This window comes from Hyphomonas sp. (assembly GCF_017792385.1).
In the GTDB taxonomy this organism is placed as follows: Bacteria; Pseudomonadota; Alphaproteobacteria; order Caulobacterales; family Hyphomonadaceae; genus Hyphomonas.
Genome location: NZ_CP051230.1, coordinates 1,816,658 through 1,834,369 on the forward strand (window position 1 = coordinate 1,816,658; position 17,712 = coordinate 1,834,369).

General features: G+C 63.2%; 22 protein-coding genes. 17 read left to right on the forward strand and 5 right to left on the reverse strand.

Features of this window, described 5'->3' with window-relative positions:
* Positions 1 to 125: 125 nt before the first annotated feature.
* Genes HF955_RS09060 through mtgA form a run of 3 tightly spaced genes read left to right on the forward strand, consistent with a single transcriptional unit; the run spans position 126 to position 2,950 of the window.
* Positions 126 to 800, forward strand: a complete 675-nt coding sequence (locus HF955_RS09060) for a glutathione S-transferase family protein (protein WP_291079219.1) — start codon at positions 126 to 128, stop codon at positions 798 to 800.
* A 3-nt stretch (positions 801 to 803) separates the two neighbouring features.
* The gene (queG, locus tag HF955_RS09065) at positions 804 to 1,919 is read left to right on the forward strand and encodes a tRNA epoxyqueuosine(34) reductase QueG (protein ID WP_291079220.1); all 1,116 of its coding nucleotides are present in this window, start codon (positions 804 to 806) and stop codon (positions 1,917 to 1,919) included.
* On the forward strand, positions 1,916 to 2,950 hold the full coding sequence (mtgA, locus tag HF955_RS09070; protein ID WP_291079221.1) for a monofunctional biosynthetic peptidoglycan transglycosylase: 1,035 nt from the start codon (positions 1,916 to 1,918) through the stop codon (positions 2,948 to 2,950). The genes queG and mtgA overlap by 4 nt, the downstream gene beginning before the upstream one ends.
* Here mtgA and HF955_RS09075 read toward each other — a convergent pair.
* Together HF955_RS09075 and HF955_RS09080 are read right to left on the reverse strand one after the other, a co-directional pair.
* A complete protein-coding gene (locus HF955_RS09075; RefSeq protein WP_291079222.1) occupies positions 2,947 to 4,503 on the reverse strand; it encodes a mechanosensitive ion channel domain-containing protein in 1,557 nt (518 codons plus the stop codon). The genes mtgA and HF955_RS09075 overlap by 4 nt on opposite strands.
* A 12-nt stretch (positions 4,504 to 4,515) precedes the next feature.
* Positions 4,516 to 5,433 carry an SDR family NAD(P)-dependent oxidoreductase gene (locus HF955_RS09080; protein ID WP_291079223.1) on the reverse strand — a complete coding sequence of 306 codons (918 nt, stop codon included), beginning with the start codon at positions 5,431 to 5,433 and terminating at the stop codon, positions 4,516 to 4,518.
* A 100-nt stretch (positions 5,434 to 5,533) separates the two neighbouring features.
* Here HF955_RS09080 and HF955_RS09085 point away from each other — a divergent pair, with 100 nt between their 5' ends.
* Genes HF955_RS09085 through HF955_RS09095 form a run of 3 tightly spaced genes read left to right on the forward strand, consistent with a single transcriptional unit; the run spans position 5,534 to position 7,049 of the window.
* On the forward strand, positions 5,534 to 6,184 hold the full coding sequence (locus HF955_RS09085; protein ID WP_291079224.1) for an HAD-IA family hydrolase: 651 nt from the start codon (positions 5,534 to 5,536) through the stop codon (positions 6,182 to 6,184).
* Positions 6,171 to 6,752, forward strand: coding sequence for a hypothetical protein (locus HF955_RS09090; protein ID WP_027836965.1), 582 nt, complete (start codon positions 6,171 to 6,173; stop codon positions 6,750 to 6,752). The genes HF955_RS09085 and HF955_RS09090 overlap by 14 nt, the downstream gene beginning before the upstream one ends.
* Positions 6,753 to 6,755: 3 nt before the next feature.
* Positions 6,756 to 7,049, forward strand: coding sequence for a 4a-hydroxytetrahydrobiopterin dehydratase (locus HF955_RS09095; RefSeq protein ID WP_291079225.1), 294 nt, complete (start codon positions 6,756 to 6,758; stop codon positions 7,047 to 7,049).
* A 3-nt stretch (positions 7,050 to 7,052) separates the two neighbouring features.
* Here the strand turns inward: HF955_RS09095 and bla are convergent, their stop codons facing one another.
* Positions 7,053 to 7,994, reverse strand: coding sequence for a subclass B3 metallo-beta-lactamase (gene bla / locus HF955_RS09100; protein WP_291079226.1), 942 nt, complete (start codon positions 7,992 to 7,994; stop codon positions 7,053 to 7,055).
* Between the two features lie 134 nt (positions 7,995 to 8,128).
* On the opposite strand from bla, the gene HF955_RS09105 reads away from it, so the two are divergent.
* The 3 genes from HF955_RS09105 (at position 8,129) to HF955_RS09115 (ending at position 10,131) form a co-directional block, all read left to right on the forward strand.
* Entirely contained in the window at positions 8,129 to 8,902 is a 774-nt protein-coding gene (locus tag HF955_RS09105) for an SDR family oxidoreductase (protein ID WP_291079227.1), read from the forward strand.
* 31 nt (positions 8,903 to 8,933) lie between these two features.
* Positions 8,934 to 9,686 carry a hypothetical protein gene (locus HF955_RS09110; RefSeq protein ID WP_291079228.1) on the forward strand — a complete coding sequence of 251 codons (753 nt, stop codon included), beginning with the start codon at positions 8,934 to 8,936 and terminating at the stop codon, positions 9,684 to 9,686.
* Positions 9,687 to 9,759: 73 nt separating this feature from the next.
* Positions 9,760 to 10,131 carry a VOC family protein gene (locus HF955_RS09115; protein WP_291079229.1) on the forward strand — a complete coding sequence of 124 codons (372 nt, stop codon included), beginning with the start codon at positions 9,760 to 9,762 and terminating at the stop codon, positions 10,129 to 10,131.
* On the opposite strand, the gene HF955_RS09120 is transcribed toward HF955_RS09115, so the two are convergent.
* Positions 10,118 to 11,365 carry an MFS transporter gene (locus HF955_RS09120; protein ID WP_291079230.1) on the reverse strand — a complete coding sequence of 416 codons (1,248 nt, stop codon included), beginning with the start codon at positions 11,363 to 11,365 and terminating at the stop codon, positions 10,118 to 10,120. The two genes, HF955_RS09115 and HF955_RS09120, sit on opposite strands and share 14 nt — an antisense overlap.
* Before the next feature lie 156 nt (positions 11,366 to 11,521).
* On the opposite strand from HF955_RS09120, the gene HF955_RS09125 reads away from it, so the two are divergent.
* From HF955_RS09125 to HF955_RS09140, 4 genes are read left to right on the forward strand one after another with little or no spacing between them, the layout of a single operon-like run.
* A complete protein-coding gene (locus HF955_RS09125) occupies positions 11,522 to 11,815 on the forward strand; it encodes a YggT family protein (protein WP_027836972.1) in 294 nt (97 codons plus the stop codon).
* A gap of 4 nt (positions 11,816 to 11,819) precedes the next feature.
* Positions 11,820 to 12,116: a DUF167 family protein gene (locus tag HF955_RS09130; protein ID WP_291079231.1), complete on the forward strand. Its 297-nt coding sequence runs from the start codon at positions 11,820 to 11,822 to the stop codon at positions 12,114 to 12,116.
* Entirely contained in the window at positions 12,097 to 12,984 is an 888-nt protein-coding gene (gene folD, locus HF955_RS09135; protein ID WP_291079232.1) for a bifunctional methylenetetrahydrofolate dehydrogenase/methenyltetrahydrofolate cyclohydrolase FolD, read from the forward strand. Before HF955_RS09130 ends, folD begins: the two co-directional genes overlap by 20 nt.
* Positions 12,981 to 13,235, forward strand: a complete 255-nt coding sequence (locus HF955_RS09140) for an HNH endonuclease (RefSeq protein WP_291079233.1) — start codon at positions 12,981 to 12,983, stop codon at positions 13,233 to 13,235. Before folD ends, HF955_RS09140 begins: the two co-directional genes overlap by 4 nt.
* Here HF955_RS09140 and HF955_RS09145 read toward each other — a convergent pair.
* Positions 13,232 to 13,972, reverse strand: a complete 741-nt coding sequence (locus HF955_RS09145; protein WP_291079234.1) for a LytTR family DNA-binding domain-containing protein — start codon at positions 13,970 to 13,972, stop codon at positions 13,232 to 13,234. The genes HF955_RS09140 and HF955_RS09145 overlap by 4 nt on opposite strands.
* A gap of 165 nt (positions 13,973 to 14,137) precedes the next feature.
* Between HF955_RS09145 and HF955_RS09150 the strand changes: the two genes are divergently transcribed.
* From HF955_RS09150 to HF955_RS09165, 4 genes are all read left to right on the forward strand, one after another.
* On the forward strand, positions 14,138 to 14,560 hold the full coding sequence (locus HF955_RS09150; protein ID WP_253065444.1) for a DUF2141 domain-containing protein: 423 nt from the start codon (positions 14,138 to 14,140) through the stop codon (positions 14,558 to 14,560).
* A gap of 24 nt (positions 14,561 to 14,584) precedes the next feature.
* Positions 14,585 to 15,136, forward strand: coding sequence for a DUF2306 domain-containing protein (locus tag HF955_RS09155; protein WP_253065442.1), 552 nt, complete (start codon positions 14,585 to 14,587; stop codon positions 15,134 to 15,136).
* A gap of 75 nt (positions 15,137 to 15,211) precedes the next feature.
* Positions 15,212 to 16,384 (forward strand): alkaline phosphatase D family protein, encoded by a 1,173-nt coding sequence (locus tag HF955_RS09160; protein WP_291079235.1) that lies wholly within the window; start codon positions 15,212 to 15,214, stop codon positions 16,382 to 16,384.
* 36 nt (positions 16,385 to 16,420) lie between these two features.
* On the forward strand, positions 16,421 to 17,671 hold the full coding sequence (locus tag HF955_RS09165) for an MFS transporter (RefSeq protein ID WP_291079236.1): 1,251 nt from the start codon (positions 16,421 to 16,423) through the stop codon (positions 17,669 to 17,671).
* The last annotated feature ends 41 nt before the right edge of the window (positions 17,672 to 17,712 follow it).

Below are 17,712 nucleotides of genomic sequence, written 5' to 3' on the forward strand. Positions count from 1 at the left end.
AGGCTGGTCCTGTAATTCACTAGACAGTTTGGTGGGAAAGGAACCACATCCGGTTCCTCTGCAAAAGCGACCTATCGCAGCGGAATTTAACAACCTTTTCAGGCATGCTATGAAAAGTGGCAGGCATGAAACGGCTTTATCACTGGCCCCTTGATCCGGCCGGCCGGCTGGTCCGCCTCGCCCTCGGCGAGAAGGGCGAGGGATTCGAGGTGCTGGAGTCGCCGCCATGGTCCGCGCATCCGGATGTGTCACGCCTGGCGCACGGGGCCGTTGCACCCGCCCTGGTGGAAATCGGTAGTGAGCCGCGCATGTTCGCCTGCGGCACACGGGCCATTTGCGAACATCTTGAAGAAACCTCGCAGGGCAGGGCGCTCCTGCCTGCCGATTCGGGTGCCCGGGCTGAGGCCCGTCGGCTCTGGGCCTGGGTCGAGGCGGCGTGCGAAGAGGTCACGGACACGCTGCTGACTGAACGCGTGATGCAATGGGTGCGTCGGGACCGTCACCCGGACTCGGCCCGTCTGCGCCGGGGCGCCCATGCGCTGCGCGGCCGGCTGACCTTCCTGAACGGCCTGCTTGAAGTAAACGGATATCTTGCGTGCCGGGACCTGTCCCTGGCAGATCTGGCTGCAGCCGCCCACTTGTCGGCCTATGACTATTTCGGCGATGTCGAGTGGAATGCCGTGCCCGAACTGAAGGATTGGTATGCGCGGATCAAGTCGCGGCCGAGTTTCCGGCCCCTGCTGGCGGACCGGCTCGAAGCTGTCCGGCCAGTCGCGCATTATACGGATTTGGATTTCTAGACCTTGCCCGATGCCCTTCACCTCCGCGTCAAGCACCTCGCCCGGTCGCTTGGCTTTGATGGCGTGACAATCGCGCGGGTGGACGAGGCCTGGACGGCCGGAGACCGGCTCGAAGCCTTCGTCGAGGCAGGCCATCATGGCAGCATGGAATGGATGGAGACGACGCTTGAGCGACGCAAGGCGCCGACCGCCATGTGGCCGGAGGCAAGGTCGGCGGTAGTCGTGGCGATGAATTACGGCCCGGACCATGACCCGCTCGAGACTCTCGCGCACAAGACGCTTGGCAACATCTCGGTCTATGCCCGGGGACGGGATTATCACGACACGTTGAAGAAGCGCCTGAAGCAACTCGCTCGTGCCTTCGTCGCAGAGACCGGCGCGGAGGTTAAGGTGTTCGTGGACACCGCGCCGCTGATGGAAAAGCCTCTGGCCCACAAGGCCGGGCTCGGCTGGCAGGGCAAGCACACCAATCTGGTCAGCCGGGACCTCGGTTCCTGGTTTTTTCTTGGCGTGATGCTGACCGCTGCGGAGCTGGACCCCGACACGCCGGAAACCGATCATTGCGGCTCGTGCCGGGCATGCCAGGACATTTGCCCCACCAATGCATTCCCCGCGCCGTACCAACTCGATGCGCGTCGCTGCATCTCCTATCTGACCATCGAGCATGCCGGCCCGATCCCGGAAGAGTTTCGCGCGGCGATGGGAAACCGCATCTATGGCTGTGACGATTGCCTAGCGATCTGTCCCTGGAACAAGTTTGCAGAGGCCGCGCAGGAAAGCGCGTTCCATGCGCGCGCGGAACTCAAGACACCCGGTCTGGACGAACTGGCCGCACTCGAGGACGCCGGCTTTCGGGAAGTGTTCTCCGGGTCTCCCATCAAGCGCATCGGACGGAACCGGTTCGTCCGCAATGTGTGCATCGCCATCGGAAATTCGGGGGAGGAGACGCTGGTCTCCAGCCTATTGCCGCTTCTGGATGATCCGTCACCTGTTGTGCGTGGTGCAGCCATCTGGGCGCTTGGCCGCCTTGATCATGCCCGATTTGCCGAAGAAAAGGCCGTCCGTATGGAGCCCGAGACCGATCCGGGCGTTCTGGCAGAATGGATGGCTGGCGAATGAACGGTTTCTGGGCGGTACTGAAATGGGCGGTACGCATTCTTGCGGGACTGTTCGTGGCCTTTCACCTGTATGCGCTGGCGCTGATCTGGCTGCCCGTTCCGGGCACGGTCCTGATGATGCAGCGCGCCTTGCAAGGACAAGACGTCCGTCGCGACGCCGTGCCACTGTCGGACATCTCACCTCACCTCGTCCGCGCCGTGATCGCGGCCGAAGATACCCGTTTCTGCGAGCATGAGGGCATCGACCGTGAGGCCATCGAAAAGGCGCTGGAGGAACGGCGCCAGGGCAAGGGAACCCGCGGCGCCTCCACCATCACCCAGCAGACCGCCAAGAATGTTTTCCTCTGGAATGGCGGCGGTGTTCCCCGGAAGCTGGGAGATATGTGGATGGGTGTTTTCATTGACCAGTTCTGGGGCAAGGAACGGGTCATGGAGGCGTATCTGAATGTCGCGGAATGGGGCGATGGCCTGTTTGGCGCCGAGGCCGCATCACAGGCACGGTTTGGCAAGTCTGCCGCCGACCTCACAGAGCGCGAAGCCGCGTTGCTCGCGGCAGTTCTTCCGAGTCCCAACAAGTGGCGTGTTGATCCGCCCGGGCCCTATGTCAGCAAGCGCGCAGGCACTTTGCAGGCCCGCATGCGCGTGGTGCACAGTCAGGGACTGGCCGCCTGCGTGCTGGGTGGCACGCCGCCTCCGCCACGGCCTCAGCCGTCCCAAGGCCAGCCTGCTCCCCAACCTCAGCCCCTGCCGGACCTTCCGGCCGAACCCGAAATCGGGCCGGAAGCCATTGAGGCTGAAATCCCGCCGGAAAAGCCTGCGGATGACGAGTTCGATGCGTTTCTCGAGGGCGCGCAGGAACGGTTTGGCGAAGCCGCAGGCCAGTCCCCGGCAATTGACGAGGAGCCTGAACCGCTCGAACCGGAGGCTGCTGCCAGCCGTTCGGAAGCCCGTGAGGGCGGACCCACCGATCTGAGGCCCCAGCCGCTGGAGCCGGTTGAGGAGACACCGGTCGAGGATCTTCCGGAAGACTAATCGGCCTGCGGTTTCCCGGGGGAGGGCGGTTCTGACGATCCATCGCCTGGCTCGCCGGCGCCCTCGGGGGCGACCGGCTCCGGCATCCGCTTTGGCCGGGAAATTTCCACCTTGAGCGCCGAATCCGGTTCAATGAACAGCTCCTTGCGGCGCAGCGGCACGGACATGCCGTTTTCAGTGAAGCGTTTCCAGACTTCGCGCAGAATGTTCGAGGCGACATTGGCCGTGCCATTCTGAGGGTCCACGATCCAGAACCTCACTTCCAGAACAATGCATTCGTCCGTGAACTCCTTCACGAGGCAATTGGGCTGAGGCCAGCTGATCACCCGATCGGTCGCTTTTGCAGCTTCGATCACTATGGCAATCGCTTCTTCCAGATCGGATGTATAGTCGATGCGCAACTCCTTGTGGACGCGCACCCGCTTGTTGGAAAAGCTCCAATTGATGACCGTGTCGGTCATGAGCTTCTCGTTTGGTATCAGGAATTCCTTGCCTTCCTGGGTCGTGATCGATGTGTAGCGCAGGCCGAGCGACTCCACGACGCCAAAGGTTTCCCCCACTTCGATCACGTCCTGCGGCTTGATCGAGCGTTCCGACAGAAGCACGATCCCGGACACGAAGTTCGAGACAACCTTCTGCATGCCGAATGCGAAACCGAGGCCGATGGCACCGGAGATCACTGTCAGCGCGCCCAGCGGGATGCCCAGCCCGGCCAGTGTCAGCAGCGCCGCTGCGACGAGGAACACGATCTGGATCGCATTGCCGATCAGGATCCGGATGGACGGTTCCACTTTCGGCAGGTGATTGACCCGCCGCTTCATGGATTTCGCCGCGCGATTGGCAATGAACAGGAGGACGGCGGCGGTCAGGATGGCCTGAAAGATGAACACCGGACTGATCCGGCGGTTGCCAAAGGATGGACCGAGACTGGACAGCCAGGCCATCACATCCGGCAGAACCCCCAGGGCGAAGAAGATCGCAAAGGTCCAGGTGAGGAAGGAGGCGAGGCCCCGCAATTCTTCCGGCAGGAAGCTGAGGCTCACCCGGATCACAAGCCACGCAATGGCGAGCGACAGGGCTGTCCGCACAAGGATGACCGGCTGATCGATCGCGCCGAGCGAGGAAACGGCTATGGCCAGAAGGATGGACCAGAGCGCTGGGCGGACGGCCTTGTGCAGAATGTCCAGCCCCTCGCGCCGGGGCGGCTCGACAAACCGTCTCAGCGTAACCGTGATCAGGCGCTTGAAGGGCGGGGTGAGCAGCGCGCCCAATGCCAGCGCCACGATGATGCAGGCCAGCTGGATTGCGATCGGGTAAAGAAATTCGGGCTGCTGCGCCTTGGCCGAAAGCCAGCCCGCCGGATCGTCAAGGAACGGGCGGGCTGGCTCCAGCCATTTGAGCAGTGGATTGACGATGTCCTCCACCGGCGGAATGATCTCATCAGAGGGCTGACTGGTCTGGCCCGTGGCTTCCGCCGCATCAACCGGCCGGCAATAGGTCTCGCCGTCACTGCCGGTGATGCATTTCTGATAGGTGATGCTGTCTTCCGCCAAACAGGTCCCCGTCTAGACCGGGTCGTAGGGGAAGACGCTGGCCGAGGCGCCCATATCGAAGAAATTCGCCTTCATGGCCGGCAGGGCCTGGTCGAGCAGGCTTTCCGGCGTCCAGCCCTCCAGACGGGCCAGCGACTTGACCGGACGAGGCTGGTCGAACAGCACGACTTCATTGCCGCGCACGGCGAAAATCTGGCCGGACGTGTCCTTTGCCTTGTCGGCGCACAGGGCCACCGCCAGCTGGGCAACCTGGTCTGCGCGCATGCCATTCTTCATCCGCTCGACGCGCTCTGCACCTGCCTCGTCCTTGACCGGAATGGAGGCGATCATGCGTGTCCAGGCGAAGGGGGCGATGACATTTGAGCGGACATTCTTGCGCGCGCCCTCCATGGCAATGATCCGCGACAGGCCGACAATGCCCATCTTGGCGGCGGCGTAATTGGCCTGGCCGATATTGCCGATCAGGCCGGAGGTGGAGGTGAACAGCACGAAATTGCCGTCCTCGCGCTCGCGGAACATTTCGATCGCCGCGCGGGTGACGTTGAAGCTGCCGCGCAAATGCACATCGATGACGCTGTCCCAATCGTCTTCGCTCATCTTGTGGAACATGCCGTCCCGGAGGATGCCGGCCGGGTTGATGATCGAGTGCAGGTCGCCGAACTCGTCCTTGGCCTGCTCGATCATGCCCTCGACCGCCTTCATGTCGGTGACGCTGTCGGAATTCGACACGGCTTCACCACCGGCTGCGCGGATTTCCTGGGCGACGGTTTCGGCTGGGCCGGCGCTGCCTTCATCGGCGCCGGTCAGGCTGCCGCCGAGGTCGTTGACGACGACTTTGGCGCCTTCGCGCGCTGCCAGCAGGGCGGTCTCTTTTCCGATTCCATTGCCGCCGCCGGTCACCAGGACCACTTTTCCTTCCAGTACGCCCATCAGACGAAACTCCCTTTATGTTGCATTCGCCGCCACCCTAGAACCCGGCCCGTAATGTTCAAGGTTTGAAATTGTCGCCGGGACGGGTAGACGTGCTGCCATGACAAAGACATTCAAAGCCGTGATCTGGGACTTCGGGGGCGTGTTCACGACCTCGCCCTTCGACGCCTTCACCCGCTACGAGGCCGAGCGCGGCCTGCCGAAGGATTTCATCCGCACCGTCAACGCCACCAACCCGCTGGACAATGCCTGGGCCAAGCTGGAACAGAGCCAGGTGACCGCCGCCGAATTTGACGGGTTGTTTCGGGAAGAATCCAGGGCCCTGGGGCATGAAGTGTCAGGCGCAGAAGTGCTGACGCTCCTGTCGGGGTCCCTGCGTCCGCGCGTCGTCAATGCCCTGACCGTCTGCAAGGGGCATGGCCGGGTCGGCTGCATCACCAACAATGCGCCGGTCGGGAAGGGCGCCTCAATGACCAATGACGAGGCAAAGGCGCAGCAGGTGGCTGAAGTCTTTGCCATGTTCGACCATGTGATCGAAAGCTCGAAGCTCGGTATCCGCAAGCCGGATCCCCGCATCTATGCTCTCATGTGCGAGGCGCTTGATGTCGATCCGGCAGACTGTGTCTATCTGGATGATATCGGGCACAATCTGAAACCCGCCCGCGACATGGGCATGACAACGATCAAGGTGCTCGGTGAAGACCAGTTGCTGTCAGATCTTCAGGCCGTCACGGGATATGCGCTGGCCTAGCGCGCTGTCTGCAGCGCTGGCCGGCGTCCTGCTGGTGGCGTGCTCGCCTGCGGCCGAACCGGCCGGTCCGCCGATTCCCGACGAGTCCCTGACCCAGCCGCCTCAAGCGCCCCGGCCGGTTGTGCTGACCCCGGAAGCCGAAGAGACGCGCGATGAACTCCTGTCGCATGCGCGTGCGGGCAGCCTGACACGGCTGTCGCGCGTGGCCAATGCGAATGACGGCTTCGTCTCCAATCTCGGCGGTGCGCCGCATCGGCAATATTGGGACCTGATGCGCCGCATCGGCGCCGACCCGAACCGTCGCCTGCGCGAATTGTTCGACCTGCAGCCCGGCATGCGCGAGATCGATGGCGAGGTCTGGTTCGTCTGGCCGGATCTGGCGGCCCGCGATCCACAGGATCTGATCCCCGAGAAACTGTCCTTCCAGGACCGCCGGCGCCTGATGGAACTGATCGGAGAGGAAGGCATAGAACGCATAAGGCAAGGCGAAGGCTATCCCGGCATGCGCACGGCGATCGCCGGGAATGGACGCTGGGTCTATTTCGTCATGGGCGAGGAAGAGGAGTAAGCCATGTCAGGCAGGATTGGCGCAGATGCAGCGCTTGCGAAACTCGGCGGATGGGAGAAGGGGCCCGGCGAGCGCGACACGATCGTGAAGACCTACAAGTTCGCGGACTTCAAGACAGCCTGGGGCTTCATGAGCTCGGTGGCGCTGAAGGCCGAACAGATGGACCACCATCCCGAATGGTTCAATGTCTACAACAAGGTCGACGTCACGCTGACAACCCATGATGTCGACGGGGTCTCCGAAAAGGATGTCGAGCTTGCCCGGTTCATGGATGCGCTGGCAGACCGTCTGGGCTGACCCTCATTCTTCGCTGGTCTGCTTCGCCAATTGCTCGCGGAACCCCTGTTCCATTCTCGACATGTAGGCCGGAAAGGCATCGCGATCGACAAAGGCGAGCGCATCGCCATCCAGCTGTGCCGCCCGCTTCTGCCACAGGCCCGAGAATTCGGGATGGTTGGCGAGGAAAACGTCCGGCTGCCAGCCGCGCGCCCGCTCGAAGGTCGATTCATAATCGGCAATGATGCCCTCATATTGCGGGTCGGGAGCCAGCCGGTTGGCCGCGACCGATGCCGAGCAGAAGATCAGCACCTCATACGGGGTTCCGGCCTCCTCCACCGTCAACCGCCAGGATGTGCATCCCCTCGTATGACCAGGCGTGAGCAGGGCGGTCAGCACCGTACCGCCCACGCCCACCGTGCCGCGATCGCCGAGCGTCGCATCCACTTTCACGGGCGGGGCATTGAATTCCGGCCGGTCCTCGAAGCCGAGATAGAAACCGCCTTCCAGGGCGGATCGGTCGCCTTCGCTGGATATGAGCGCCGCACCGGTCGCTGCTTTCAGGCGTGCCAGGCCGCCGGAATGGTCGAAATGCGCATGCGTATTCAGCAAATACTTCACATCGCGCGGATCATGGCCCAGCGCCCGGATGTTGTTCAGGACACCATCGGCATTTTCCGGCAGGCCGCCATCGATCAGGATATGCCCGTCCTCGGTCGGGATGAAAAAGATGCCGAGCCCCTTGGGGCCGACATGGTAGATATTGCCGATCACCCGGAACGGCTCGGCGGGCTCGTACCAGGCTGGAAAGGCGGCGGCGAAGGGACCGGCCAGCGTCTCCTCCGCCGGGGGTGCCGGTTCATCTGACTCGACCGGTTCGGGCGGCGCGGTCTCGGGCGTGTTTGCGCTGCAGGCGGCCAGAAGAAGGGCCGACAAACCGGCCAGCATGACATTTGAGTGCTTCATGATGTTCCCCTTCTTGCAAATGATCCCGCCTTGCCGTTCCCCGGCGGCAATCTTCGAGATCAGGATAAACACATCGCTTGGCGCGGGCATTCAATGTCGCTAGGCAGACCAGAACCAAATGGAGGAAATAAGGCATGGGCCGGGTAGACGGAAAAAAAGCATTCATCACGGGCGGCGCGCAGGGGCTGGGCGAAGCCACGGCGCGCATGATGGCGCGCGAAGGGGCCAAGGTGACCGTAACCGATGTGAACGGGGCCGGTGCCGAATCTGTCGCCGCCTCCATCAACGAAGCCCATGGCGCCGGAACGGCCTTTGCCTGGCAGCATGATGTGACAGATGAAGCGCGCTGGCAGGAGGTTCTGAAATTGGCCCATGATGCCATGGGTGGCCTCAACGTGCTCGTGAACAATGCCGGGATTGGCTCGCTCGGCTCGGTCGAAGACGAGAATTACGAAACCTTCAAGAAGGTCCAGACGGTCGACGTCGATTCCATCTTTCTCGGCTGCAAATATGCCATCCCGCTGATGCGGGACCACGGGCTCGGCTCCATCATCAACATCTCCTCCATTGCCGGCATCATCGCCAGCGGCAATTATGTGTCCTACAACACCGCCAAGGCGGCGGTGCGGCACATCTCGAAGTCGATTGCGCTCCATTGTGCCAAGACCGGGGGGCAGATCCGCTGCAACTCGGTGCATCCGGTCTTCATCAACACGCCAATCCTCGACCGCACGAAGGAAATGTTCGGCGAGGAAGAGGCCCTGTCCAAACTTGGCCGCCAGATTCCGCTCGGCAAGGTCGGTGAGCCGGACGATATCGCCTATGCCGTGCTTTATCTGGCCTCGGATGAATCGAAACTCGTCACCGGCATCGAATTGAAGGTGGATGGCGGGATTTCCGCGATGTAGGCTGCCCCCTTGGAAGAGGGGGGACGACCGCATGAAGTATCCATTCATCAGCATGGCCGTGCTGCTGGGCGTTGCCGGTTGCCAGAGCGGCGCGCCGGCATCGGGCAATGCCAGCACGCCGGATCCGCTCAAGGCCACGCTGTCCGGCGACGCTTGCCCGGACATGGGTCAGAAGGCGTATTTCTTCTGGATGGAGCCGCGCTCGGTCGAGCCGGGCGATGCGGTCGCATTGTTCCCCTACTGGACGGACATGCCGGGTGGCTACAATCGCCTGCCGCCAGGCTGTCTGGGCGATCTCGGCGTCTACCCCGAAGGCACGGCCGCTTTCAGCCGACAGGAGGATGGTCTCGCCATCGCGACCATCGGCCCGGACGTCCAAGCCGGCACGCGCCTGCGTCTGGACGGAGCGTATAACGGGCATGGGCTGACCGGGTTGGTTGAAGTGTTTCGCGCGGCGGACAATCCGCTTGTGGGCACCTGGCGTCAGGAAGGCCGGGATTGCGTTTCCGGCAGCGCCGTTCAGGAACTGGTGTTCACCGGCGGCGGGGATTTCTCCGTCACCTGGACGCCGTTCGAAGTCTACAAGGATTATTGGGGCAGCTACACGTTCGATGCCCAAACCGGCGCTATTTCCCTGACGGTCGAGTCCGGCAACCAGCTGCCGGAGGATGTGATGCCGTCGGGGATAGCGACCGTGTCGGACGGGCGACTCGTGTTTGACGGTGTGTCCCTCGGCACGCCCCGCTCGGCAGCGGAAGCCTGTCATGGCGCGTTCACGAAATAGGGCGTCTCTGCCCGCTTGCACCTGAAGCATGTTCTTGTTATGTTCTTTTCATCCATATCATGGGAGGGACAGGATGATTGGCTACGTAACGCTCGGCACGGCGGATTTACCGCGCGCGGCAAAATTCTATGATGCCATTGCGGCTGAACTTGGCACGGGCCGGATGATGGAATTCGACACATTCATTGCGTGGGGCACGCCTGACGGGCCTGCCGGCATCGCTGCGACACTGCCCTTTGACGGCCACCCGGCTACGGTCGGCAATGGCACAATGGTGGCCCTGCAGGCAAAGGACCGGAATCAGGTGCACAAATTGTACGAGATTGCGCTGGCTCATGGTGGCAGCGATGAGGGCGCCCCCGGCCCGCGCGGGGAAGACGGTTTCTATGCCGCTTATTTCCGGGACCCGGACGGCAACAAGCTGAACGCCTTCACGATGGCGTAAGCGGACGCTTGGACGTCACCAGGATGGCATAGATGGCCAGCGTCCCGACCAGGGCGGCGGACACGTAGAGCGGAAGTTCCGGCATGAATGAGTACAGCATTGCCCCGATCAGCGGGCCGAAGATGAAGCCGGCAGGCGGCGCAGCGGCCAGAAGCGCGGCGGCGGCGCCCTGTTCCTCGCGCGAGACCGACAGGCTGCCCAGCGCATTTGCGGCCGGAACCGCCAGGGCCGCGCCACAGCCCACAGCGAAGAAGGCCAGCGCCAGCATCCAGAACGGATGGAACACGTCTGCTGCGACATAGCCAAGCGCCACGATCGACAGGCCCAGGGGCAGGATCCTGCGCGGATCAGGCCGCCGGGGCTGGACGTATCCGAATTGAACCAGGATCATTCCTGCGGCGATACAGGCGAAGGCGATACCGGAATACAGGACGATGGCTTCGTCGGCGGTCCGCACAGCCGTGTCCTCAAACTGGTAACGGTCCTCGATGAACCAGCTGATTGTCTGCTGCACGATGCCGATGCCGACAAAGTAGCAGAACAGGAAAGACAGGTGAGGGAAGACGCGCGGGTCCCGCACGGCCAGCGGTTTTGGCCGCGAGGCGGTTTTTGCCCGCTTGCGCGTCGGCGGCAGGGTGACCGCCAGCAATACCGCCACGGAGAGATTGAAGATGATCGTGCCCCAGATCGGCATCAGCGCCCCGAACGGCGCGAGCACCGAAGCGCCGGCCGGTCCGATGATCGACCCGATGCTCATGCAGGCGCCCAGCATGCCGAGCCCGCCGGCGCGGTCGAGCGGCGTTGTGGCATCGGTCATGGCGGCCATGGCTGCGGGTTGAAGCCCGGGGGAGAGCAGGCCGAACCACAGCCTGACAAAGACCAAGGTGAAGAACGCCACCAGCCCCGTGATCAGTCCGGCGAGTGCCGCGCTGAGCGCGAACAGGAACGCCATATTGGTCAGGCCCATGGCGGTGAGCGAGAAGATCATGATGCGCTTGCGCCCGAATTGGTCCGCCCACCGGCCCCAGGCCGGAATCATCAGGGCGTAGATGGCTGCGGACAGGGTCAGGATGCCAGCCACCTGGATCTCCGTCAGGCCGGCCTTGCGGGCGAGTGGCGCCACGACGACGAAATTGATGCTCATGCCGGCGCCCATTGCCACCATGGCGATACCGATCATGGCTTTCTGCATGCCGGTCAGCGGCAACAGGGGCTTGTCCTGATGTTTCGTCAATGCGCGTTCTCCCCTTATAATTCTTATGTTTCGTAGTCACTCGCCGCGCCGCGCAGAATCAGTGCTGCACACCAAAGCTAGAGAGAACGTCTTGCACAGGGTAGGGGCATCACCCTAAGTGAAGGCAATACGTGAATAAATTCGGAGCGATGCCTCATGGCCGCCATTCTTGATCTCGTCATGGCTGTTTTGCAGATCGCATTCTATGTGATCGTCATCCAGGCCATTCTGTCCTGGCTGATCGCCTTCAATGTGCTGAGCCTGCAGAACCCGACCATGCGCAGCATCTGGTCAGGCCTCCAGAACATCACGGAGCCGGTCTACCGGCCGATCCGGAACATTCTTCCGCCCATGGGCGGACTGGATCTGACGCCCATGGTCGTCCTGCTCATCATCTACTTCCTGCAGCGGATCATCATCCACAATCTGTATCCCGTCGCGCTGACCTGATCCGGTGCACCGCCTGACCATCCGCGTCCAGCCGAACGCTTCGGCTGACCGGATCGAGCAGTGGGAAACGGATGCAGCCGGGCGCACGTATCTCAAGGTGCGCGTGCGCGCCGTGCCGGAAGGCGGGAGGGCCAATGCAGCGGTGGAGAAGCTCGTCGCGAAATGGCTCGGCCTGCCAAAGTCTGCGGTCAGGGTGGTGACGGGCGCAAAGAACCGGCTAAAAGGCCTCGACATTGATGGGCCGCCGGAACTGGCGGCGAAACTGGCCGGGGATCAGGGCGATGAGCGCGCAGGTAATTGACGGAAAAGCGGTGGCGGCGGATGTCCGCGCGAATGTGGCTAGGGCCGTCGGCCAGTTGCCCGGCCAGCCCGCGCTGGCGGTGGTGCTTGTGGGCGAAGACCCGGCCAGCCAGGTCTATGTCCGCAACAAGGTGCGCCAGACAGAAGCGGCCGGCATGGTCTCGATGCACCACCATTTGCCGGATACGGCCAGCCAGACGGATGTCGAAGACCTGATCGCCCGCCTGAATGCGGATGATCGTGTGGATGGAATCCTGCTGCAGCTTCCCCTGCCAAAGGGGCTGAATGCGGGTGCGGCCATTGAGAAGATCGCCCCGGACAAGGATGTGGACGGCTTGACCGAAACGTCTGCCGGCCGGCTCGTCCTGGGCAAGCCCGGACTGCGCCCCTGCACACCTGCGGGCTGTGTCATCCTCGCCAAACGAGCGCTGGGGGATGATTTGTCCGGAAAGCATGTCGTGGTCATCGGCCGCTCCATCCTGGTCGGCAAGCCGGCCGCGCTTCTGTTCCTGGCCGAGAACTGCACCGTCACCATCGCGCACAGCCGCACGCGGGATTTGCCGGCGGTCTGTCGCGAAGCTGACATTCTGGTGCCTGCTGTGGGACGTCCGGAGATGGTGAAACGGGACTGGGTGAAACCAGGTGCAACAATCATAGACGTCGGGATCAACCGTGTGGACGCTCCGGAAAAGGGCGAAGGCAAGACGAAACTTGTCGGCGATGCCGACTATGCCGGCAGCGCGGAAGTTGCCGGTCACATCACGCCCGTGCCCGGTGGCGTAGGCCCGATGACCATTGCCTGCCTGCTGCGCAACACGGTTCTGGCCGCCTGTGCCCGTCGCGGCTGGGACGTTCCGGAAGGCCTGTGAGCCAGTCCTTTGCGCCGCCGGACACGCCGGAATTCCGGCAGCTCTGGCAGCAGCAACAGGGCGTGTGCGCCTTGTGCGGCAGGTCCATGCCGCGCTCCCGCGCCGACCTGGCCCATGCCACGCTCTGGAAGAAATGGCGGCCGACTTTCGATCATATCATTCCACGTGCGCATCACGGATCCGACGATCTGGACAATCTCCGGCTGACCCACGCCCTGTGCAACAAGCGGCGCGGCACCCGCCGGGCCTAGACCAGCCCCGCCGCCTTCACACTGGACTGATAGGTCCGGGAAACTGGGGCTTCCCGTCCTGACTTCAGCACCAACAGCAGCTTGCCATTCTCCCGGCGGGAGTCGGCCACGCCCTGATGCGCCACCCACCAGGACCGGTGCGTCTGCAGGCCATTGTCCTCGCCCAGTTCCCGCATGGCATCGGCCAGGCGCATCAGGATCAGTTCCTCGCCCCGGTCGGTGTGGACCCGCAGATAATGGTCCTCCGAGGAGACAGCCAGCAGGTCAGCGCCGCGATACTTCACCGGCAGCCGCTGAAGGAATCCGGCGATCCGGTCTTCCGGTTCGGCATCCTCGAGTTCAGCCAGGCGCCTTGCCCGGTCGACGATGAAACCGCCAATGGTCATCACCAGACAGACCGCCCAGACATAGGCGAACTGGATCGGCAGGAAGGGCAGCGCCGCATTCGCGTCGATCAGGGCGAAAAAGACTTCCAGCGTGATCGTGACCGGGATGGCCAGCAGGATCGATGCGGCCAGGATGCGCACCGCGGGATGCGCGGTCTTGAGATGCGTGTGGAACACGAAAGGCACCACCCAATAGGACGCCACCGCCCCGACGAGCATGGTGACGAACCACATCGTGAATCTCAGCCAGACCGGGCCGCCCGTTCCATACACTCCGAACCAGGTGAAGCCGGCCGCCAGGACGGTCACGATGCCAAGCGTCTTTGCGGTGTCCCTGAGAGCTGATCCCATCCCGTCTGATCCGTTGCATTTCGCGCTTCGTGAATGGATGTGCCGGTATTTGGCGAAGGATTCCAGCCTGTCCGCGCAAATGCCGTGGCGCCGTCCAGGCGTCCGCCACACCCTGTCTCCATCACCCGCAACCGGGCGACAGCCCAGACCCTAAGGAGACAGTCCATGAACTTCAACCGCACCCTTGCCGCACTTGCCGCCGCCTGCACCCTGACGCCTGCTTTTGCATCGGCCGCCGATCTGACCGTGCAGGTCACCGGCCTGGAGGAAGCCTCCGGAACCATCTATGTCGCCCTGTTCGACGAGGCGGGCTGGTCTACCAACTCGGCTGTCGGAACAGCCCGCATTGACGTGACCGACGCCGCCCCGAGCGCGCAGTTCGACGGCCTTGCCCCCGGCACCTATGGCGTCAAGCTGTTTCAGGACCTGAACGGTGACGGTGAACTTGCCCTCGGCAATTTTGGTATCCCGAGTGAACCCTACGGCTTTTCCAATGACGCCCCTGTGCGGTTCGGCCCGCCGAGATTCTCCGATGCCGGATTCGAACTGACCGAGACCGGCGCGTCGCAAACCATCACGCTGCGCTGATCGGGACCGGAAAGGAGAGCCGCCATGACCCGCTTTGTTCAAGCCCTGCCGGCCCGGATGCGCCACGTCATACCCGGTCGCCCGTCACCGCGCGCCGTGCTGCTGATCGCCGTTGCGGCCTATCTGGCCGTCAGCTGGATGATTTTGAAATCCGCTGACACGCCGCCGATACGGTTCCGGTTCGATCCGGCGCGGTTCGTTGAAGCCTCCATCGTGCTGAAACTGCATGTGGGCGGCGCGCTGGCGGCCTTCGGCATCGGCACGGCGCTGATGGCGGGCGTGAAGGGCAGGGCGCTCCACAAGCGCCTTGGCTACGCCTGGGTGGCGGCCATGGCGGTCACGGCCATCAGCTCGTTCTTCCTGACCGGCCTGAACGGCAACCAGTTCAGCTGGATCCATGGCCTGTCAGCGTGGACGCTGATCGGCCTGCCCATGGCCATCGCGGCGGCGCGCCGGAAGGATATCGCCAAGCACCGCAAGGATATGACCAACATGTTCACAGGCGGCATGCTGGTGGCCGGGCTGTTCAGCTTCCTGCCGGGCCGGATGATGTGGTCGATTTTCTTCGTGGCCTGACCCGCATTTGCCCTTATCGCCCCCTCCAAAGCCCGCTACAGATATCCGGTGTGGCGGTAGTTTGGAGGGGTGTTCATGAAACGACTTGTCTGTGGAGTGCTGGTTGCAGGTCTGGCCGCGTGTCAGGCACCGGGGCCGATTTCCATTCCAGGGATCACGCGAGCGCCGCAAAGCGCCGAGGAAGCTCTCGAACCCTATTACCAGTCCCTGCCGGATGAGTTCTATCCACGCGCACCTGCCGGTCTGCCGCTCCCGCCCTCGGATGCCCCGCTGTCGCGCGTGCTCGTCGGCTCCTGCCATGATGAGGAAGTACCCGGCGATACGGGCGCCCTGATGCGTGTCGCGGCAGAGGAGGCCGACCTGTTCCTGATGCTGGGCGATAATGTCTACGGTGACCGCGACGGCATGGCCTATGTCAACAACCAGGCCGACCTGACCGAATTGCGCGAGAGTTTCGCCGAACTTGCTGCTCGCAGCGATTTTCAGGCGGTCCGGGCCGCGCACCCGATGATGGTGGCGTGGGACGATCATGATTACGGCGCGAATGATGCCGGTCGTGAGTTTCCGTTCCGCAGGCTGGCAGAGCGCATTCATGAACGGTTCTGGGGGCTTGAGAACAAGGATGTCGGCGCCTGGCCGGGAACCTATTATGCCCGCAGCTTCGGTCCGGCAGGCCAGCGGACACAGATCATCATGCTCGACACGCGCTTCTTCCGTTCGGCGCTGACACCGACCGACGCCTATGGCGAAACGGGCAAGGAACGCTACATCCCGTCTGATGACCCGAACCAGAACATGCTGGGCAATGACCAGTGGACCTGGCTGGAAAACCAGCTGCAGAAGCCGGCCGACCTGCGCCTGATCGTGTCGTCGATTCAGGTCCTGCCCACAGATGCGCATGGTTGGGAGGCCTGGTCGCGCTTGCCCGCAGAACAGCAGCGCCTCTACGACCTGATCCGGGACACGAATGCCGAGGGAGTCGTGTTCGTGTCCGGTGATCGCCACACGGCGTTTCTCTATCGCAGCGAGACGGCCTTGCCCTATCCGGTCCATGAACTGACCGCATCCTCTTTCAATGTGTCATTCGCGGAAACGACGGATGAAAGGGATTCCGCCCAGATCGGGGACGGGTTTCCGCCGGAGAACTATGGAGCCATCGGCATCGACTGGGAGGCAGGAAGCGTGGATCTCGAAATCAAAAATGCCGCAGGTGAAACGGTTCGCCAAACTAAGGCCCAATTCCGGTAGGCAAAGACGCGGGCCATCACGAGGCCCAAATAGACCATGACCGATACACGTAATGTCTCTGCCATCATTCTGGCGGTAATGATCCTCCAGATCGCCGGCGGGCTTCTCGGGATGCTTACGCCGCTCGGACTGGAAGCGCTCGGAACATCTCCTCAGGCGATTGGCGGCATTGCGGCGCTCTATGCCACCGGCTTCATGCTGGGCGCGTGGAGTGCTCCGGCGGCGCTGGCAAGCTTCGGGAACATCCGGCTCTTCGCCGCAGCGGCCGCCGTCACGGCAGCCGGGTCGATCAGCCTGTCGCTCTGGTACCAGCCCGGCTATTGGGCGCTCGTCCGGATCGTGCAGGGCGTCAGCTTCGCCTACATGTTCACCAGTGTCGAAAGCTGGCTGGGACAGGCCGTGCCGGACAAGTCGCGCGGCAGCGTCATGGGCATCTATCATACCGGCGCCAAACTCTCCCTGATGATCGGGCCTTTTTTCGTGGCCGGCCTGTCGCCGCTGGATAGCCGGGCCTATAGCTGGGCGGCGCTGTTTCTCAGCCTCGCCCTGGTGCCGATCTGCCTGACCCAGCAGGAACAGCCGGAAACCCCTGACCGCACCGCCATGCCGATCGGACGCCTGTACCGGCTTGCACCCGCCGCCGTGATCGGTGTCGCGATTGCCGGCGTGGTGAACACCGGCACGCTGGCGCTGTTGCCCATCTATTTCGAAAGCTTCGCCATTGTGGGGGGAGGGACCGCCGCGGCCGCCGTTGCGCTGGCGGCGGCCTGGCTTGGTGGCCTCGTTATCCAGTGGCCCGCCGGACGCTTGTCGGACCGAATCGAACGCCGTCTGGTCATCGCCATTCTGGCGGCTGTGTCGGGTCTGGCTGCGCTCGTGATCGCGATATTCGGCCGCAGCTTCGGGGAAATGGGCGTGATCGGGGTGCTGGTACTCTGGGGCGGCGGGGCGCTGACATTCTATGGACTCTGCGTGGCGCACGCCATCGACCGGACGCCGAAAGGAAAGATTCCGCAGGTCATGTCGGGTCTGCTGTTCATCTGGGCGGGGGGATCGATTGTCGGCCCGCTCCTGTCGGGCCTGGCCATGCGCGGGGCAGGGGCCATGGGCCTGTTCGGCCTGGCCGGAATCCTGTTGATCCTGTTGGCATTCATCATGGTCTGGCGCGTGTCCGCGCGGGCCGCGCCGGAAGAGCACGAGCAGGAAGACTGGAGCCCGATCCTGCCCACGCCCCTGGCCAGTGTGGAACTGGATCCCCGCAATCCGGAACGCGAAAGCGAAAGCTGAGTACGGCATTGCGTACCCAGCCAGTTGCGGGGGCTGACAAG

What these genes read in the sequence shown, in the direction of transcription:
- folD (WP_291079232.1), top strand. Translation starts at nt 12,097, where the DNA reads ATGAGCGCGCAGGTAATTGACGGAAAAGCGGTGGCGGCGGATGTCCGC.
- HF955_RS09110 (WP_291079228.1), top strand. Translation starts at nt 8,934, where the DNA reads ATGAAGTATCCATTCATCAGCATGGCCGTGCTGCTGGGCGTTGCCGGT.
- HF955_RS09090 (WP_027836965.1), top strand. Translation starts at nt 6,171, where the DNA reads ATGCGCTGGCCTAGCGCGCTGTCTGCAGCGCTGGCCGGCGTCCTGCTG.
- HF955_RS09095 (WP_291079225.1), top strand. Translation starts at nt 6,756, where the DNA reads ATGTCAGGCAGGATTGGCGCAGATGCAGCGCTTGCGAAACTCGGCGGA.
- HF955_RS09105 (WP_291079227.1), top strand. Translation starts at nt 8,129, where the DNA reads ATGGGCCGGGTAGACGGAAAAAAAGCATTCATCACGGGCGGCGCGCAG.
- HF955_RS09125 (WP_027836972.1), top strand. Translation starts at nt 11,522, where the DNA reads ATGGCCGCCATTCTTGATCTCGTCATGGCTGTTTTGCAGATCGCATTC.
- HF955_RS09060 (WP_291079219.1), top strand. Translation starts at nt 126, where the DNA reads ATGAAACGGCTTTATCACTGGCCCCTTGATCCGGCCGGCCGGCTGGTC.
- HF955_RS09115 (WP_291079229.1), top strand. Translation starts at nt 9,760, where the DNA reads ATGATTGGCTACGTAACGCTCGGCACGGCGGATTTACCGCGCGCGGCA.
- HF955_RS09145 (WP_291079234.1), bottom strand. Translation starts at nt 13,972, where the DNA reads ATGGGATCAGCTCTCAGGGACACCGCAAAGACGCTTGGCATCGTGACC.
- HF955_RS09165 (WP_291079236.1), top strand. Translation starts at nt 16,421, where the DNA reads ATGACCGATACACGTAATGTCTCTGCCATCATTCTGGCGGTAATGATC.
- HF955_RS09085 (WP_291079224.1), top strand. Translation starts at nt 5,534, where the DNA reads ATGACAAAGACATTCAAAGCCGTGATCTGGGACTTCGGGGGCGTGTTC.
- mtgA (WP_291079221.1), top strand. Translation starts at nt 1,916, where the DNA reads ATGAACGGTTTCTGGGCGGTACTGAAATGGGCGGTACGCATTCTTGCG.
- bla (WP_291079226.1), bottom strand. Translation starts at nt 7,994, where the DNA reads ATGAAGCACTCAAATGTCATGCTGGCCGGTTTGTCGGCCCTTCTTCTG.
- HF955_RS09080 (WP_291079223.1), bottom strand. Translation starts at nt 5,433, where the DNA reads ATGGGCGTACTGGAAGGAAAAGTGGTCCTGGTGACCGGCGGCGGCAAT.
- HF955_RS09160 (WP_291079235.1), top strand. Translation starts at nt 15,212, where the DNA reads ATGAAACGACTTGTCTGTGGAGTGCTGGTTGCAGGTCTGGCCGCGTGT.
- HF955_RS09155 (WP_253065442.1), top strand. Translation starts at nt 14,585, where the DNA reads ATGACCCGCTTTGTTCAAGCCCTGCCGGCCCGGATGCGCCACGTCATA.
- HF955_RS09150 (WP_253065444.1), top strand. Translation starts at nt 14,138, where the DNA reads ATGAACTTCAACCGCACCCTTGCCGCACTTGCCGCCGCCTGCACCCTG.